At 59.8% G+C, this 19128-nt stretch carries 9 protein-coding genes; 7 read left to right on the top strand and 2 right to left on the bottom strand.

Features of this window, described 5'->3' with window-relative positions:
* Positions 1–988 precede the first annotated feature (988 nt).
* The 4 genes from ACTHNE_RS17210 (at position 989) to ACTHNE_RS17195 (ending at position 10957) form a co-directional block, all read left to right on the top strand.
* Positions 989–2104 (top strand): glucokinase, encoded by a 1116-nt coding sequence (locus ACTHNE_RS17210; protein ID WP_440269883.1) that lies wholly within the window; start codon positions 989–991, stop codon positions 2102–2104.
* A gap of 238 nt (positions 2105–2342) precedes the next feature.
* Positions 2343–5366 (top strand): TonB-dependent receptor domain-containing protein, encoded by a 3024-nt coding sequence (locus tag ACTHNE_RS17205; RefSeq protein ID WP_440269882.1) that lies wholly within the window; start codon positions 2343–2345, stop codon positions 5364–5366.
* A 237-nt stretch (positions 5367–5603) separates the two neighbouring features.
* Positions 5604–7847, top strand: a complete 2244-nt coding sequence (locus ACTHNE_RS17200; protein ID WP_440269881.1) for a glycoside hydrolase family 20 protein — start codon at positions 5604–5606, stop codon at positions 7845–7847.
* Between the two features lie 185 nt (positions 7848–8032).
* Positions 8033–10957, top strand: coding sequence for a TonB-dependent receptor domain-containing protein (locus ACTHNE_RS17195; protein ID WP_440269880.1), 2925 nt, complete (start codon positions 8033–8035; stop codon positions 10955–10957).
* Positions 10958–11187: 230 nt separating this feature from the next.
* Here ACTHNE_RS17195 and ACTHNE_RS17190 read toward each other — a convergent pair whose 3' ends face one another.
* Complete coding sequence (locus tag ACTHNE_RS17190) at positions 11188–14193, bottom strand: TonB-dependent receptor (RefSeq protein ID WP_440269879.1); 3006 nt, start codon at positions 14191–14193, stop codon at positions 11188–11190.
* A 385-nt stretch (positions 14194–14578) separates the two neighbouring features.
* Between ACTHNE_RS17190 and ACTHNE_RS17185 the strand changes: the two genes are divergently transcribed.
* Positions 14579–14806 (top strand): hypothetical protein, encoded by a 228-nt coding sequence (locus ACTHNE_RS17185; protein WP_440269878.1) that lies wholly within the window; start codon positions 14579–14581, stop codon positions 14804–14806.
* 72 nt (positions 14807–14878) lie between these two features.
* On the opposite strand, the gene ACTHNE_RS17180 is transcribed toward ACTHNE_RS17185, so the two are convergent.
* The gene (locus tag ACTHNE_RS17180) at positions 14879–16003 is read right to left on the bottom strand and encodes a polysaccharide biosynthesis/export family protein (protein ID WP_440269877.1); all 1125 of its coding nucleotides are present in this window, start codon (positions 16001–16003) and stop codon (positions 14879–14881) included.
* 369 nt (positions 16004–16372) lie between these two features.
* Between ACTHNE_RS17180 and ACTHNE_RS17175 the strand changes: the two genes are divergently transcribed.
* Both ACTHNE_RS17175 and ACTHNE_RS17170 read left to right on the top strand, forming a co-directional pair.
* Positions 16373–16807 carry a low molecular weight protein-tyrosine-phosphatase gene (locus ACTHNE_RS17175; protein ID WP_324942285.1) on the top strand — a complete coding sequence of 145 codons (435 nt, stop codon included), beginning with the start codon at positions 16373–16375 and terminating at the stop codon, positions 16805–16807.
* A 32-nt stretch (positions 16808–16839) separates the two neighbouring features.
* Entirely contained in the window at positions 16840–19047 is a 2208-nt protein-coding gene (locus tag ACTHNE_RS17170) for a polysaccharide biosynthesis tyrosine autokinase (RefSeq protein ID WP_324942289.1), read from the top strand.
* Positions 19048–19128 lie beyond the last annotated feature (81 nt).

Here is a 19128-nt window from a genome sequence, read left to right as displayed (position 1 = left end):
CAGTGCTGTTTACATGTCCGTGAGCGAAAAGCGAATCGTGCGGAGAGTCATTCCAGACCACCGCGGTTGGGGGATGAAGTGGTGATTGCGCCTTGACGACAGAATGAGATGGCAAATGCGCACAACGCGTGAAAATGTGCGCGCCGGAACTTGCGTTGCATCACGATTTGCGTTGAGGCATTTGCATGATGGCCACCGCAGCGCCGCCGACGCATTGGATGATGCGCCGTTGCTACCCGGGTCTGAAAAGAGAAGCGTCAGGACAACAGGCATGCGTTGCCGAAACGGCTCATGAAAGCGAAGTGTTGCTTATCACGTCCACAGTCGCAGACCGCGGCGAAGCGTCGTCTTCGCAAAACGCGACGCCCAGCGCAAGAGCAGAGGCGATCGGATGCGCCACATTGCTGTGCGGGGCATTTGCGCCAATCTGGCGGATGCAGATGGCCGCCGTTGAAGCGGCTGGACGTGCCCAACATCAATTCAGACATGCATGCCATCCTGCCGACGGCCACGCCTGCCTGGTCTACAATTCGCCTCCACAGCAAAGAACGGGTGGGACGACCTGCGGCACGTTTGCGTCAGCCAGATCGGCTGATGGCGACCAACGGGAAGCGGTGCTGACCGTGGCGCGACCCGGCTGCGAAGTTCTGCTGTCCGTCATCCTGGCCAAAGACGGCCTGATCCGCGTCATTTATACATGGAAACGGTTACACGCCGCGCACCCGGTGGCCGCCCCGGCACGCCTCCAGGACGCTGGGCGACAGGCTAGGCAGAAAAAAATTCCCCAAATCTTTAAAATCTGTTGCGTCGCGACTTGCCACGATCTAAACCCCCCATATAAGCTCCCTACCGAACTACATATGAAATGGACATTCGTATATGAATGGCGCAGGCGGGCGCCACGGTGCCGGAGGGGTTATGCAAGGTTCGACCCAAAATAGGACTAAGATCGTCACAGCTCGACCGGTTTTGGGTACGGGGGCCAAGCGTGCGTGACGGCGGCGGCTACGAGCGGTACGGTGACGCGCGGAATGTTTCCGCCGCGGATGCATTTCGCGGCGATGATGAGCGCGACACCACTGCGGTGTCCACGCCTGTGACGCAACCCTCCGCCATGCACGATGCTTTTCTCGCCGCGGATGTCGGTGGCACGCATGCCCGCATCGGGCTGATTGCATTTCGGCCGGGGCAGGGCGTTCCGGTGACGCTCGCGTATCGCATCTATCAATGCGCAGACTTCGAAAGTTTCGATGCGATCGTGCGCGCGTTCTGCGATGAGTTTTCCGTAAAACCGCAGCGCCTTGCACTGGCCTGCGCGGGTTTCCTGCACGAAGGCGAAGTCGTCAACAACAATCTGCGCTGGCCGATCGTTCCGGCCACGCTGGAACAGAGACTGGCGTTGAGCGAAGTCAAGGTGCTCAACGATTTCGAAGCGCTGGCCTATGGCACGGCTTATCTGGATCCGGCAAGCATGATCACGCTGCACGATCCTCGCCGCAGCAAGAGTGCCGAAGAAGGCCCGGTAGTCGTGGTCGGCCCTGGCACCGGCCTGGGTGTGGCAGTGCGCCTGCCTGGCACGCCGCCGCAAGTGCTTGCCACCGAGGCCGGGCATATCCAATTGGCTGCCCGCGTGGGCCGTGAACAAGCCGTGCTCACCGAGCTGGTGCCGCCCGATACGCATATTCCTTACGATTCGGTGCTGTCGGGCCCGGGCCTGCTGCGCGTGTACCAGGCGGTTTGCGGTCTTGACGGCGTATCGGCCGAACTGCGCGAGCCTGCGTCGATCACCGCCGCGGCGTGCGCGGGCACGAATGCGCAGGCGGCGGAAACGCTGGAGCTTTTTTGCGGATGGCTCGGCTCCTTCGCCGGCGATCTGGCCATGCTCTACGGCGCAAGCGGCGGTATCTATGTAGCCGGCGGTTTCCTGTCGCGCATGACCGATTTCATGGCCAGGAGCAGTTTCGTCAGCCGTTTTGTGGACAAGGGCGTGATGCGTCCGTTCCAGCAGACCGTGCCTGTGCATGTGGTCGATCACGCCCAACTGGGCGTGGTCGGCGCGGCGAGCTGGCTGATGAATCACGCTCCGCAAGCTTTACAAGAGTGACGGGAACGCCTGTGTGCAGGCGATCTTCTTGGCGCATCGACAGGAAGACGATGTTCTGAAAACCAGACCGGAGGAACGTGCAGATCTTCCACACAACCGATGCCGTTATTGACCAATCAGCTTCGGCGCGACCGAAGTACGTATAAACAAACAGACCCACATATGCCAGCTTCGACTCGATGAGGAATCAGGGGTGTCGCGGCGGCAGCACCATCGTTTTTTACCGGGAGGGGATATTATGAATACCATTCACGTACGCCGCGGCGTACTGGCCAGTTCCTTGGCGCTGGCGCTTTTTGCGCCGTATGCCGTCGCGCAGACGTCAACGGCGTCGGCTGGCGATCAGCAGCAGGGCACGTCTTCCAGCAACTCGCAGCAGGGCAGCCAGCCGAATGCGAAAGAGCTGAAAACGGTCGTCGTGACCGGTTCGATGATTCCGCGCGTGGAGGTCGAAGGGCCCACGCCCGTGGTTTCCCTCACCGGCGAGCAGATCAAAGAGCAGGGCTTCACGACGCTGTATGAATTCCTCGATTCGCTGCCGCAGGTAGGCCAGCAGATTTCGGACCCGGCATCCTGGGGTTCCAGCTCGGTCAACGCGCGCTCGGTCAACCTGCGCGGCGTGGGACCTGGCTTCAGCCTCTTGATGATCGACGGTCATCGCGTCGTCGATTACCCGCAGCCGCTGAACAAGCAGAGCAATTTCCAGAACTACAACAATCTTCCTCTGGGCATGATCGACCATGTCGAAGTGCTGGCCTCCGGCGCTTCATCGATCTACGGCTCGGATGCGGTCGCGGGCGTGATCAACGTCATCCTGAAGAAAAACTACCAGGGCGATGATCTGCAGGTGACCGGCGGCGGTTCCACCCGCGGTGGCCGTGCCTATGGCGATATCAACTTCACCGGCGGCAAGTCCGGCGAAAACTGGCACGTCACCTACAACCTGGAAAAATCCAACCGCACCGCGCTGTGGGGTTCGGATCGTCCGTATCAGGATTCGGTGGCCGATGCAGGCTACGGTTCCTGGGGTCCGGCTGACCGCATGTTCGGCTACCAGTATGACCAGCGCGGCTCGATTGCGCTCTCCGCGATGGACGCTTCGGGCCACTACATCACGCCGCCGTCGGGCACCTGCGGGAAGTTCACCAATTCGCAGTTGAGCCACTCCTACACCACGACAACTAATGGCACCCAGGTCACCGGCGTGACCGATAACGGTTTCTATTGTTCGCAGCCCACGATGTGGCAGAACTGGGTTTTGACGCCCGGTAGCCGCAGCAACAACGCTTACGTGGCCGGCGAGTACGATTTCAAGAATGGTCTACAGCTCTACGGCTCGGTGGCCTTGTACAACACGGTGGGTATCTCCAACACCCAGTTGATCGCGACGGGTACTGGCGAGTTCTACGATTCGACCACCGGACAAGTCGTCAAACAGGCCATTCGCCAGCTGACTGCGCAGGAAATGGGCACGGCGGGCAACACCCACGATCGCGAGACGAACTGGAACATCCAGACTGGCCTGCGCGGCAGTTTCTTCGACAGCCGCTTCAACTGGGATTTGAACCTCAACTCCCAGAAGTACATCGTGCGCGAGGACTACACGGGCATTAATCAGGACGGCATCAACAATTTCTTCCTTGGGAAGCAGCAGGGCACCACCACCGACAGCGGTGGCAACACCATTCCGATTTACGCCTTCAATTGGCAACAATGGTGGAACCCGATCACGCCGCAGCAATACAGCCAGTTCTCGGTCAATGGCGAAGACACCGCTACGTCCTGGTTGAACCAGGTGCAGTTCCGCGTCAACGGCGACCTGTACACCTTGCCGTGGGTGCATGACCAACCGATCGGCTGGGCGGCGGTGCTGGAAGCGGCGGACAACGGCTACAAGCTCTCGCCCGATGTGCGCGGCCTGGACCCGAACACCTTCGTCAACCCGTTCTATGCCTACCTCACCGGCGGCGGTACCCGTCAGCGCTACTCGTTCGGCAACGAATTCCGCGTACCGGTGCTCGACTCGGTGACCTGGACCATCTCCGGCCGCATCGACAAATACCACGATGCGAGCAGTGCCGATATCGCACGCACCTGGGGCACGGGCCTGGAATGGCGTCCGTATGATGGTCTGTTGCTGCGTGGCAGCTACGGCACCAACTTCAAGGCGCCGGACATGCAGGCTATCTACCTGACCGGTTCTACCTCACCGGTCGGTTTCTACGCCGACCCGTACCAGTGCATCAAGGACGTCAACGCGGGTATCTCCAACAGTAGCTGGTGTACCTCGCAGCAGCGCCCGGCTTCGCAGTACTACACCTTGTACACCAACGGCAGCCGCCTCCTGAAGCCGCAGACCGGTCATTCCTGGACCTACGGTTTCGTGTGGCAGATTCCGGGCGTGCAGAACCTGTCGTTCTCCGCCGACTACTGGCATATGGGCGTGGACAACGCAATCCAGTACCTGGGTGGCGACACCGTGCTGGCCGACGAGGCGGGTTGCCTTACCGGCTTGCAGACCAACGGCAACGCGCTGTCGCCGTACACGGCGCATACCCCGGGTTCGGCGTACTGCAGCATGGTGACTCAGATGGTCCAGCGCAATGCGGCCGGCCAGATCGTCTCGGTGCAGTCCGGTCCGATCAACGAGGCTTCATTGTATGTAAGCGGTATCGACGCCTCGCTGGACTACAAGATGCACACCGACGACTGGGGTGACTTCCGCGCCAACATCAACTACACCGACAACCTCTCGTACAAGCAGCGCGTGCTGGCTTCGGACCTGCTGCAGAACACCCGCTACAATTACGCGGCGAGCAGGATCACGTGGATTGCCGATTGGCACAAGGGCGACTGGAGTGCATCGATCTCCGGCGTGCGTGTCGGTGGCATGCGCGCGCCGAACTACGGTGGTTGTACGGTGCTGCCAAACGGCATCCAGCCGGGCATGGTGACGGTGCAGAACGGCACCGAGTCGGTCAGCACGGGCGTCTGCCAGGTGAAACTCGATGGCAACCCGGTCACTGTTCCGGAAAGCACCACCTACCAGGGCCACACGCCAGTGTGGATCACCTGGAACGGCTCGGTCAGCTGGCAGATCAACCATATGACCAAGCTGAAGCTGACGGTGAACAATATCTTCGACAGGGTCTCGTCGATTCCGTACTACGCCGGCGGCTTCGAGTACGTCACCACCGGTCAGACCGGTAGTGAATACAACGGTCGCGAGGTATTCCTGACGTTCGACTACAAGCTTGATTGACGCAACAAAGCGAGCCCGGCCCAAAGCCGGGCTCGCTGCTTTAGGGTGTAATGCAAGTGTGCCGCGAGCGTTTCCCGATTTACGGTCGTCATTCCCGCGAAAGCGGGAGTCCATGTTGCTCTGATGCACCATCTGAAAACGGATTCCCGCTTTCGCGGGAATGACGTTCCTAGATGCAAGTGTTCTCGGCTATTGCACGTCTGTGCCGGCACGTCACAAGTTGTTAGGAGTCCACCGATGCTGAAACCTCTCCTGGCCTGGTGCCTTGGTCTGTCCATCGTCCTCGCGAGCACGCAGGCGGTTGCGGAGATCACCATCATTCCGAAACCGCAGCAGATAGAGACAGGGGAGGGGAGTTATCAGCTCGATGCGAAGACCGGCATCGACGCGCCGGAAGGGGCGCGCGCCGCGGAGATCGCCTTCTTCCTGCGCCAGGCGATTCATGCGCAGACCGGCATCGAGCTGTCGCGCAGTCCGCACGCGCATGGCATCGAGCTGGCCATCGACCCCACCGTGAAAGGCGAAGAAGCTTATCGGCTGGTGGTGACGCCGCGTGGCGTGATCATCCAGGCTTCGAGCGACAAGGGCTTGTTCTGGGGCGTGCAGACGCTGCGCCAGCTGTTGCCGCTGCAACGCGCTTCAGCGGTGCAGGTTCCCGCTGTGCATATCGAGGACGCGCCGGCGTTCGGCTATCGCGGTTTCATGCTCGACGTGGGGCGTCATTTCTATCCCGTGTCCTTTATCAAGAAGCAGCTCGACCTTTTGAGCTACTACAAGATCAACACCTTCCACTGGCATCTGACCGAAGACCAGGGTTGGCGCATCCAGATTCATCGTTATCCGAAACTCACGGAAGTGGGCGCGTGGCGCACCGAGGCCGATGGCAGTCGCTACGGCGGCTATTACACGCAAAACGAGATCCGCGAAGTGGTGGAGTACGCGCGGGCGCGCAACATCACCGTCATCCCGGAAATCGAGATGCCCGGCCACAGCGTGGCTGCGCTGGCGTCGTATCCGGAATTTTCCTGCACCCAGCAGCCGATGAGCGTGCCGATCACCTGGGGTGTGTTCAAGGACATCTATTGCGTCGGCAACCCGAACACTTTCACCTTCCTGCAGCATGTGCTGGACGAGACGATGGCCTTGTTTCCGTCACCCTACGTGCACATCGGCGGCGATGAAACGCCGAAGGATCGCTGGAAAGCGTGTGACGCCTGCCAGGCGCTGATGCGCGAGCAAGGTCTCAAAGACGAGGAAGGCCTGCAAAGCTATTTCATCAAACGCATGCAGAGCTATGTTGCCGAGAAGGGCAAGACCCTGATCGGCTGGGACGAGATACTCGAAGGCGGTGCGGACAAACATGCCATCATTGAGATCTGGCGTGGCGACGACGAAGCGCGCAAGGCATTGGCCAATGGCAATCGCGTCATCGTGGCCGGACCGTTCTATCTCGATGCACCGCTGGATGTGCTTACGGTGAAGAAGATCTACGGTACCGATATTACTGGCCGCACGTCCGATTCCGCGGCGCCGGAAGACGAGGCGGTGTTCCATCAACATCGCGCGCAAATCCTGGGCGGTGAGGCGCCGCTGTGGAGCGAGCGCGCCAATCCCTTCAATGCCGAATCGAAGATGTATCCGCGCCTGCTGGCCTTGGCGGAAAATCTTTGGACCGGCACACATGACGATGCGGCGTATGCGGATTTCGAGCATCGCCTGCAAGCGCACTACCATTGGCTCGATGCGCAGAAAGTGGCCTACGGTCCGGAAGACAAACCGGTGGTGACCTACACCGTCACCCACGATGCTTCGGGCAAGGGATGGCAATTGCATGCCAAGCGCGGCTTCGACGATCTGAAAAGCCATTACACGGTCAGTGGCGCCGAGCCTACGGTACACTCACCGTCGTTCGATACGGAAGTGGGCATAGCAAAGGCGGGTACTATCCAAGTGGTGCCTTTCCGCAAGGGACTGCGTTACGACAACGCCGTGCGTTTCACGCTGGTCGACAATCTCGCATCAGACCATGCCATCAGCTTCAGCCATTCACCCTCGAAGGACTACGCGCCTGGTGACGTACTGATCGATGGCGTGATGGGCGGCAGCGATTTTCATGATGGCCGCTGGGCGGCCTGGCACGACGAAGACCTCGACGCCACTATCGATCTGCAGAAGGAAACGGCGATCCACAGCATCGAAGTGGCCTTCCTGTTCGAGCCCGCATCGCGCATCCTCCTACCGGAACAGGTGACTTATGCCGTGTCGTCCGATGGCCAGCATTGGACCTCGCTGTACAACGATACTGTCAGCGTCGATTTCGCTTCCGCTGGACGCCATCATGTTTTCCGTTTTCATTCGGATAAGCCGGTGACCGCGCGTTATGTCCGCATCCAGGGGACACAGTGCAAAACCGTGCCGGCCGATTTTTCCAACGGTGCGAAAGACATCTGGCTGTTCGTCGACGAGTTAGTGATCCACTAACGAAGGCTGGAATGACAATCCCAGCATTGCAATGCGTGCGTACATGGCGATGTTGGGATTGTCATCCAGCCTACGAAGCATCGCTCCCATCGCCTTCATATCCGCAAGGCGCTGACGCATAGGTCAGGTAGATCAACCTCAAAGAAGATATCGCTACGGCTCAATCTTTCTTTGAGGGGAAAAACATGACTATTTTTTATGTACGCCGTCGCGTGCTCGCTGGTTCCTTGGCATTGGCGCTGGCCGCGCCGTGCGCTCTTGCGCAAGTATCGGCCGCGTCGTCCGGCGAACAGGAAACCTCGTCCAGCCCCAAGACCCTGGAAAAAGTGACGGTGACCGGCTCGCGCATTCCCCGCTCGGAAATCGAAGGTGACGCGCCGGTGTCGGTGATCACCGGCGAGCAGATCAAGGCGCAGGGTTACACCACGCTGTACGAATTCCTCGGCTCCATGCCGCAGGTATCCACACCGGAATTCGGTAACGGCATTTCCACCTGGGGCAACAACGCCGCCAATGCGCGCTCCATCAACCTGCGCAATCTCGGTGCCGATCACACGCTGCTGTTGATCAACGGCTATCGCGTTACCGATTACCCGGTGCCCGGCACCTTCGGCCAGAGCACCTTTCAGAACTACAACAATATTTCGGTCGGCATGGTCGATCACATCGAAGTGCTCGGATCGGGCGCTTCGTCCATCTACGGCTCGGATGCCGTGGCCGGCGTGATCAACGTGATCCTCAAGAAGACCTACCAGGGCGACAATATCAAGCTCACCGGCGGCGGCGCCACGCGCGGCGGTCGTGCCTATGGGGATTTTCTTTACACCGGCGGACGTTCGGGCGAGAAATGGCATCTGTTGTATACCTATGAGCACACCAATCGCTCGCCGCTGTGGGGGCGTGACCGCCCGTACACCGATGCGCAGTCGGATGCCGGCTACGGCGCGTGGAACCCTAGCCAGCGCCTGTTCGGTTTCGGCAATGGCACGGGTCTTGCGCTGGTCAATGGCGCCAACAAGCAGGTCGATGGCGGTAAAGGTCCATACATCGCGCCGCCTGTGGGCGCCTGCGGTCGATTCGGCAACAACTTCAGCCTGTATCACAAGCAGACTGTCGCCACGAGCGGCAACCAGGTGCTGCCTGGCGTCATGGATGGCGGCTACTACTGCCAGCTGAACGCCGACTACGGCAACTGGGTGTTGTCGCCGGGCCTGCGCGCCGACAATTTCTACGTAGCGGGCGATTACCAGCTCACCGACAAGCTGCAGGCGTACGGCTCGGTGGGCTTGTTCACCAATACAGGGACCACGAACACCCAATTGCCTGGCCTGGGGCCGATCGCCGGGCTTCCCGGCTCCGGCAACTCCGTGTTCTACGACCAGACAACCGGGCAGGTGATCGGCAATTACAGCCGGCAGCTCACGCCGCAGGAACTCGGCAGCTACGGCAACACGCATACCCGCGAAAAGAATTGGGATATCCACGCTGGTTTGCGCGGGCGGATCTTCGACGATCGCTTCAACTGGGATGTCAACGTCGGCTCTTCCAAATACATCGTGCACCAGTACTACACCGGCCTTAACCAGCAGGGCATGTTCGATTTCTTCTTCGGCCCGCAGCTCGGCGACACCACGATCAACGGCGTCAGCATGCCGGTGTACGCACTCAATACGGAGCGATTCTGGAATCCGATCACGCCGTCGCAATACGCCACCTTTGGCGTGAACGGCGAGGACAGCGCCTATACCTGGATGAACCAGGCTGTGTTCAACCTCAATGGCGATTTGTTCGAGATGGGCAATGGCCAGTCGGTGGGTTTCGCCGGCGTGCTGGAAATGAATCATCAGGGCTTCCACCTCGCACCGGACCCGCGCGGCAATACGCTTCAATTCAGCAATCCTTTCCAGAACTACATCACCGGCGGCGGCACGCGCACGCGTTACTCCGCGGCCACCGAATTCCGCGTGCCGCTGCTCGATTCGCTCACCTGGACGGTCTCCGGCCGCCTCGACAAATACCAGGACCACAGCGTAGCCAACATCGCCAAGACCTATGGTATCGGCCTTGAGTGGCGTCCCATCGACGGCCTGCTATTGCGCGGCACTTACGGCACCAACTTCCACGCGCCGGACATGCAGGCCATTTACCTGGCCAATTCACAGCAGACCGTGGGCTTCTACGCCGATCCGCTGCTGTGTATCCAGACCGGCGATCGCACATGCCAGGCGTATCAGCATTCCACCTACTTTCCGCAATACCAGACCGGCAGCCGCGACCTGTTACCCGAAACCGGCCATTCCTGGACCTACGGCTTCGTGTGGGACGTGCCCGGTATCGATGGCCTTTCGGTATCCGCCGACTACTGGAAGATGGGCATCAACAATGCGATCAAGTGGATCGGGCAGGGCACGGCGCTGGATGACGAAGCCGGCTGCCGCACGGGCTTGCAGGTCAACGGTGCGCCGTATGTCGCGCATGCGATGGGATCGGCGTATTGCCAGCAGGCAATCCATAACGTAACGCGCGACGCGAGCGGCAATATCATTGGTCTGCGCACCGGACCCATCAACGTGGCGTCGCTGTATGTCAGTGGCGTCGACAGCACGCTCACCTACAAATACAACACCTCCCACTGGGGCAGCTTCAAGTTCGACCTCAACTACACCAATAACCTGTCGTACCAGGAACGCGACCTGCCAACCGACCCGCTGCTCAATACCCGTTACAACTACCCGGCCACCAAGACGGTCTTCAATGCGAATTGGCATATCAATGCCTGGGACTTCACCTTGCACGGCGAACGCACCGGCGGCGTGCGCGCACCGAACTATGGCGGTTGCACAGTGCTGCCCAACGGCATCCAACCGGGCTTGGGCGATACCGATTGCGTGATCTACAAAGGCCACTATCCGAACTGGGTGATCTTCAGCACCGCCGCCTCGTATGCCATCAACGACAAGCTAAAGGTAGGATTGAACATCGCCAATATCTTCGACAAGGTCGGCGTCATTCCGTATTACGCGGGCGGCTTTGAATACATTGCGACGAACCAGGGCGCGGGTTATGTCGGGCGTGAAGTTTTCCTGTCGTTGGATTGGAAGATCGACTAAGGCCGCATCTCCCGAGATGCCCTCCCTCCCCTGCGTAGTAGGGGAGGGCTGGGGTGGGGTTGCTTGTGCTTTAGCGTGCGGACGAATCCCGCACGATGAGGCTTGCGATGACGTGTGGTCTCCGCCGCTCGCTTCGCTCGCACCCCACCCTGAAAACTCCGGCGGCGAAATGGTGACCCTCCCCTGCAAGCAGGGGAGGGAACGGTCATGCGGCAGGCTCAACTTGCGCATCAATAATCGTACGTCGCCGACAATCGCACATACCGCGGTGCCTGCCGGTTCACTGCCGATCCATACAGCGGATCAGGCGTACCAGGCGAAATCTGATAATACGGATACGCATTCAGGACAGCCTGCGAGTTGAACAGATTGAACACGTTCAACGACAACGCCAGCTTGCCCGCCGCGGCCGAGGGCAGATAGGTCAACCCCACGTCCACCTGCTTGTACCAGGGCAAGCGATACGTGCCAGGCGGCGAGGGCTGGCCGCCGCACCAGTGATAGAAGCTGCCGTAGCCGTCCGGGTCGGTCTGGTTTGGGCCGTAGTAGCCCAGGCAGTTACGCGGACTGCCCGAGACGAGTTGCACGCTGCCCGACACCAGCCATTGCGGGTTGATCTGGTAATAGCCGAACAGCTTGAACTGATGCGTGTGATCGTTGCTTTGTGCACCATTGCTGTATGACATCAGTTCAGGGAAATCCCAGTCGATGCTGGTCGATGCGGCCGTCTGCTGGATGTCCGAACGCAGCTGTCCTTCGGTGTCGCCATAGCTGCGAGAAAACACGTAATCGACCTTGCCGTACCACTTGCCGTCGAACGGGTGTTCCAGGAAGGTCTCTAGTGCGTAGTACTTGCGCTTCATCTGTGGGAAGCCCATTTCCGCATTGGTCAACGGCACGCTGCGGTAGCTGCCGCCAGCGTCGATCACCGTGAAGACGTTTTCGCGTCCCGGGTTGATCAGGTAGCAACTGTTGGTGGCGTTGACGGTATAGCCGAGCGAAGCAGCCTTGTTTTCGATCGCCTGCACGTCGCAGTAGTCGTCGATCACGTTGCGCAGGATGCGCCGCGTCAGCTTGGCGCCATACACCCAGCGGTTGTCGATCGCCTTGGCGAAGCCGAGGATGAATTCATCCTGGTATTCGGATTTCAGGTTCGATGCCGTTACCGTCTTCGGATCGGGCAGGATGCCGTAGGTATTGTTGGCCGATACCGCATTGGAGAACGCCGTAAGTCCAGTCGGTGTGCCGTCCGCGGCGATGCCACCGTAGGTGAAATACTGCTGCGTGGAAACGTACGCGCCGGCCGCATTCAACGCGGGATTGAGCGGCATGCCCAAATAGTAGCGACCCACGTTTCCATACACCTTCAGGCTGGCGTCGCCAAACACGTCCCAACTGAAGCCGAGCCGTGGCGCCCACTGCGGCCGGGTCTGGCGGATATAGGCTTGCCCATTGGCGTTGTAGTCGATGAACTGGTCGTTGCGCAAACCCAGCGACACCAGCCAGCGATCGCTTACCTGCCATTTGTCCTCGATGTACTGCGCACGCTGCGCGGAACGCACGCTGGCAATCGAGTTGTTGACGTGCTGGATGGCGTAGTAGCCCGAGGCGCCGTTGGGGTAGTTCGCCGGCGCACCCACGCCAAGGCCGGGAATCAGCGCCACCGTCGGTGTAGTGGTGTATTCGTAGTCCCAGTAATAGCCCGGTCCGGAAGTCTGGCTACCCTGGTCGATCGCGCGCGCGTTCTGATTGTCGATGCCGAGCGAAATCGAGTGCTGTCCCAACTGGTAGGTGAGGTCGACGCGCAGGTTGTCGCCTTCGTTGCGGCGATGGGGATTGTAGAGCGAGCGCGTCACCTGGCTGTTGCCGATCGGTGCGCCGCCGTTCAAGGCCGGGTTCTGGTTCTGGATATTGGCAAGATAAGTAAGGCTGCCGTCGTAGCCGCCGGGTACGTCGTAGTTGTCCAGCCGCATCTTGCCGTAAGTGGCGGTCAAGGTAAGGCTGTCGGTGATGTAGCTGGTGAACTTGCCGATATAGAGATCGCCGCCGGTCTTGACGCGGTCGGCATAGTTGATGAACCGGTCCGGTTGTAGCGTGTTGTAGTCGTAGCTGTAGATGGAACCCTGGGTCTGCTTGCGGTTCGACGCTCCGGTGATCTCCAGAATGTTGCTGTCGGTAATGTTCCAATCCAGCTTGCCGTACCACTTCGGCAAGGTGTAGTGGTAGCGCACGTAGGGCTGAGCATTGGAAACTTCATTGACGGTGGTGCCGTTCTGCGTGGTCGCCTCGGCGGCAAGGAACAGGAACAGCTTGTCCTTGATCAAGGGGCCGCCCACGTAGGCATCGTAGGTGCGTGTCCACTGCTGGTTCTTGGCTTTGGGATCGTAAAGATTGCCCGCCACCGGCGATGTCGGAAGGCCGTTGGTGTAATAGGTGTTGGTTTCGTTGGCGCGTGCAAAGTCCGGTTCCCACAACGCTTGCGCGCCGAAGTGCCAGTCGTTGCTGCCGCGCTTGCCCACCATATTGATCACGCCGCCATCCGAGCGCCCGAATTGCGCGCTGTAGCCGCCGGTGTAGATTTCCTGCTGCTCGATGGCGCCATAGGGCAGGGTTAGCCCGCCCAGTCCGCGCTGCGTTTCGGTGACGTTGAAACCGTTGATGTAATACGCGTTCTCGCTCGCCGCGGAACCGCCGAAACTCACCAACGACTGACCGGTAGGGCCGCTATAGCCACCGCTGTTGTTCACCACGCCCGGCGCGAGCAGGGCGATCGCCTCAGCCGAACGCAAGAGCGGCAACTGCGCCAGTTCTTTGGACGTGATCACCGTGCGCGAGTCGGTACTGGTCACGTCGATCGGCGGCACTGAACTGGCCGTTACGGATACTGTGCCGAGATTTTTGGCCGCCACTTCGGTGAAGGAAATCTCGGTGCCTGTGCCAACGCGCAGGTTCACGTTGTCGCGCGAGTCGATCACCGTACCGTTGCGCAGCAGCGATACCGCATACACGCCCAGCGGCAATTCCGGTGCGACGTAGCGCCCACGGCTATCGACCGGCACCGTGCGCGAAATACCGGTGCTGCTCCTGATCTGCACGCTCTCGCCGCTGGCGGCAGGCACCTGGCCGAAGATGCTGCCGGTGGTCGATTGCGCGAAGGAGGGCGTGCTGGCCAAAGCAAGGCTTGCCGCGACGGCCGCGGCGAGTGTTCGGAACGGGAACGCGAAGGTGTTTTTCATGCTGGGGACTCTCGTTGTCGCATCGCGAACAAGCGGCCGTCATGCGCGCGAAGTGGGGTGGCTTCGCAGGCGGCTTGTCGGGATGAAAATGGGTTAAGGCGCGCGGATTTTCCGCTGCTTTCGCGTCCCCGGTGCGACGGCGCACCGACGGAAAGCTGCCTATATAAATACTTTGCTGCTTTGCAAAAGGAAACGTTTGGATCGATGAACGATGCGACTGTCGGTATGGCGAGCAGTGATAACAAACGCATGCGCGAGTGCGTCCAACGCGCGCATCGCATCGCGCATTTTTGTTGATTTTGTCGTAACGTTACGATAAATTCGGGCCGCCAAAACCGCGGAGAAAGCGCCCATGGTCGACCCACGCGACCCAGGAACCATTGACATGTCTTTCAGGCGACGGCGCGGACGTCCGCCCAGCGGCAACGCAAAATCGGCGGCCGAACGCATGCGGGCCTATCGCGCTCGCCATGTGACGGTGAAGTGCGATGTGCTGCAGTCGGTGATCGCGCAGTGCCAGGAAATCAAGCAATTGCTGGAAAGCAATCAAGCGTTGCGGCATGAATTGGATGAGGCCTATGCGGAAATCGCGCGGCTTCGTTCAGGCCAGTAAGCAAAAACCATAGGCACAAAAAAAGGGCGCCGCTCCGAAGGCGCCCATCGAGCAAGAAACACACCTGAAATCTTAAAAACCGGCGCTACCGCTACCTCCGCCGTTAGCTACGGCGGCACTCGTCACCAGGCTGCCAATCGGAAGCAGTTGCTGCAGGAAACGGTTCCATTGCGTGATGGCCGCCGGTCCCACCCACACCACATCACCAGCGCGCACGTGAAAATTGTCCGCCAGCGCGTAGGATGCCGGGGAACGTGCATTGAGCTGGTAAACCGTAGCCGGCTCGTGCGCCAGGTCTTTCACGCCGCGTATGACATACACCGACTTGCTGCTCGACGTGACAGGATTTAGTCCGCCAGCGCGTCCGAGTGCTTGCGTGAGCGTCATGTCATCCGTTCTGAAGGACAATGACTGCGGGCGCAAGACTTCGCCGAGCACATAGACTTCCTTGGCGTCGTTGTAGGTCAGGAACAAGCGATCGCCGGGCTTGAGATAAATGCGCTGCTCGGCCGTCTTGCTCATGGTGTTCAGGTCGAGGTGATAGTCGCGACCATCGCGCGTCAGCACCAGGTCCGAAAGATCCGCATGCGCAAGATCGATGCCGGCCGTGCCGATCGCCTGTGAAAGCGTGAGCGGAACGGTGGTGGCTTGCTGCGGATCGCTCTTGCTGAAAGCACCCTGAAGCGTTATCAGCTGGCTGCCATAGCTTGTGACGGCTACGTCAACCTGAGGCTTGGTCACGAACTTCGTCAATCGGCTGGTAAGCTCCTGACGCAATTCATCCACCGTCATGCCCGCGGCCTTGACGGTGCCCGCATAGGGATAGAACAAGGTGCCATCCGAGCGCACCAGACGGCTGTTGGCGCTGGTTTGCTGTTGCGATCCTGCTGGCGCCGTCAGCTCTGGGTGATCCCATACCGTGATGTACAGCATATCGCCGGGGCCGATGCGATACGGCTCAGGCTGGTAGTTCAATAATTCCGGTGGGATGGCTTTTTCTTCTGCCGCGGGCTGGCTTGCCAGCCATTCGGGGGTGATTTGCACCACCTGGACATGATCCTTCTCCGGGCCATGCATAGACATGTGCTGTCCAGGTAGGGCGGCACATCCGGATAGGGCTACGGTAAACACTGCTGCCAGAACAAACGATGCTTTCATGTGCACTCCACATGTTTTGATGTTGTGCCGCTTTGGCATGGAGCACTGCGCGTAAAAGTGCTGGATATAAATCGGAAATCCTCGAATCGGCCACGTTTGTTTAATTAATTAAGCTCGCGGGGTCGTCGCCGGCGCGTAAATGAACTGTGGTCGAACACGACTTTTTTTCGTCACGTGTGTGCACGGAATGTCGTGTGATGCCAAATGTTTTGGAAAATCTATGCGGCTTTGACAAAGGAAGCGCTATACCTTCATCCGTTTTTTAGATGATGGGCATGGAGCGTGGGAGATCGACGGGCGCGCTGCAACGGCAAGCAGCGTTGAAATGCAAAGCAATGAAATGTTCGGCTGAAAGAGCAGTGATTATGGGTTTGTACGATTTGACAAGCGGCGGGAGTGTTTTCATACGTGTTCGAACGCATCCTGATCGTCTGCGTGGGCAACATCTGCCGAAGTCCCACGGCGGAATTCATCTTTCGCGAGAAGTTGAAGCATCGGGACATCCATGTCAGCAGTGCAGGTCTTAGAGCACTGGTGGGCCGCCCTATGGATGACCATGCCATGCAGATCCTGAAAGAACGCGGCATCGATGCGGCCGAGCATCGCGCGCGCCAGCTCGACCCCGCCATGCTTCGCCAGGCCGATCTGGTGCTTGCGATGGAGCGCGAACATCTTTCCGCCGTATCACGCATGGCGCCGGAAGCCAGCGGAAAAATATTCCTGCTCGACAAATGGCACGACGCCGATGATGTTCCAGACCCTTATCGCCAGTCACGGCAGATGTTCGAACATGTCCACGGCATGATCGAGCGCGGTGTCGAAAGCTGGCTTCGTTATTTATGAACGTGACTATCTGATCCCTTGAGGAGCGGCCTATGACCACCAAGCAGACCTTCGCGACACGCGACGAAGATATTGATTTGCGTGCATTGCTGGGATCGCTGCTCGACAATAAATGGTTGATCGCGTCGATTACCGTCGTGTTCCTGCTGATCAGCGTGTTGTATTCGATATTGGCTACGCCGATCTACCAGGCCAGCGCGTCCGTGCAGGTGGAGCAAAAAGCGCCGACCTTGCCGGGCATGAGCGATCTCACCGAAACCCTTGGCATTTCCACGTCGCAGGCGGTGACTGAAATACAGTTGCTCACCTCGCGCAAGGTGATCGGCCAGGCGGTCGAGAATCTCAAGCTGGATATCGAAGCCCATCCGAAGCGCTTGCCGCTTATCGGTTCCTTCCTGGCGCGGCAGTTCGTGGCCGATCATCCGGGCGAAGTGGCTTCGCCGGTATTCGGCATCAGCCGCTACGACTGGGGCGGTTCGCAGCTGGACATCTTCCGGCTCGACGTGCCGGCCGACCTGCTGGATGAAAAACTGTCGCTGATCGCCGGCGATCATGGTGCCTACGTGTTGAAGGATCCGGACGGCAACGTGCTGGTCAGTGGCCGCGTCGGGCAGACGGTGTCCGCCAACGGCGTCACTCTGCAGGTGCGCGCGCTACAGGCCAATCCCGGTACGCGCTTCCGCGTCGTGCGCCATTCGCATATGGACACCATCGCGGCGTTGCAAAAGAAAGTCCAGGCAGAAGAGGAAGGCAAGGATTCGGGCATCATCCAGCTCACCTACAACAACGCCGATCCGATTCTCGCCACCAATCTGCTGGACCAGGTCACCAACTTGTACGTGCGCCAGAATGTCGACCGCAGCGCGGCCGAAGCGGCCAATAGCCTGCAGTTCGTGCGCGAGCAGTTGCCGCGGGTGAAGCAGGAACTGGAACGCGCCACGCAGGCTTTGAACGCGTTCCAGCTCAAGGCGCGTTCGGTGGATCTATCCATGCAGACGCAATCGCTGTTGGATCAAAATGTATCGATCGATACCAACCTCGATCAGTTGAAGATGCAGATGGCCGAGGTGCAGCGCCATTACACGCCGGAGCATCCGGAATACCGCTCGCTGCAACAGCAGATCGGCCAATTGCAGGCCGAGAAGGGTGCGCTGGAACACAAGATCGGCCAATTGCCCAACACGCAGCAGGAACTCTTGAAACTGACGCGTGATGTCACTGTCACCAGCCAGACCTACACCAACCTCCTCAACCAGGCGCAGCAACTGGATATCGCGCGTGCCGGCACGGTCGGCAACGTGCGCATCATCGACCAGTCGGCGGTGAACCTGGCCAAGCCGTGGTGGCCGCGCGCGATCTGGGTGATTCCGGGCGGCGCGGTGCTTGGCTTCCTGGCGGCGCTGGCTTTCATCTACGTGCGTCAGTTGCTCAGCCGCGGCGTGGAAGATCCGGTGGCGATCGAGCGTCTGGGCCTGCCGGTCTACGTGTCCATTCCGCTCAGCGATACGCAGCGCAAGGCGACTGCGATGCGCCTGGGCCATCGACATGTCAGCAACCATCAGCATCTGCTGGCTTTGAATGCGCCGGCCGATATGGCGACGGAGGCATTGCGCAGCTTGCGCACCAGCCTGCACTTCGCGCGCATGGAAACGAAGAACAACGTGTTGATGATTTCCAGCGCGAGCCCCGGCGCGGGCAAGAGCTTCGTGGCGGCAAACCTTGCCGTGGTGATGGCGCAGGCCGGCCAGCGCGTGCTGCTGATCGATGCGGATATGCGCAAGGGCTTGCTGCACCGGATGATCGGCGGGCGGCCTGAAAACGGTTTGTCCGAATTGATTTCCGGACAGATGCAGATCAGCGATGTGATACGCCCGGTCAACGGCGTCGGCCAGCTGATGTTCATTCCGCGCGGCAAGATTCCGCCGAATCCGTCGGAGCTGCTGATGCATGCCAACTTCAACACATTGCTGGAGACGCTGCGCCCACGCTACGACCTGATCATCATCGATACGCCGCCGGTGCTGGCGGTGACTGATGCGGCGGTGATCGGCCATCACGTCGGTACCAGCCTGCTGGTGGTGCGCTTCGGCATCAACCAGGTGCGCGAAATCGCCCTGGCCAAGCAGCGCCTGGATCAGAACGGCGTGCCGATCAAGGGCGCCATCTTCAATCTGGTGGAGAAGCGCGCCGCCGGCTACTACGCGTATGCTTATTACGCGTACGAGCCGACCAAGGTCTAATCGACCTTTGGCGCGCCAATGCAGGTTCGCACCTCTCGTGCGAGAGAGGTGCGAGGCAAGGAGAGGTTTTCCATCCGTCAC

The organism is Dyella sp., from assembly GCF_051954575.1.
Classification (GTDB): Bacteria; Pseudomonadota; Gammaproteobacteria; order Xanthomonadales; family Rhodanobacteraceae; genus Dyella_B.
The sequence above is the reverse complement of the archived record's forward strand: the minus strand, read 5'-3'. Positions and strand labels throughout refer to the sequence as shown.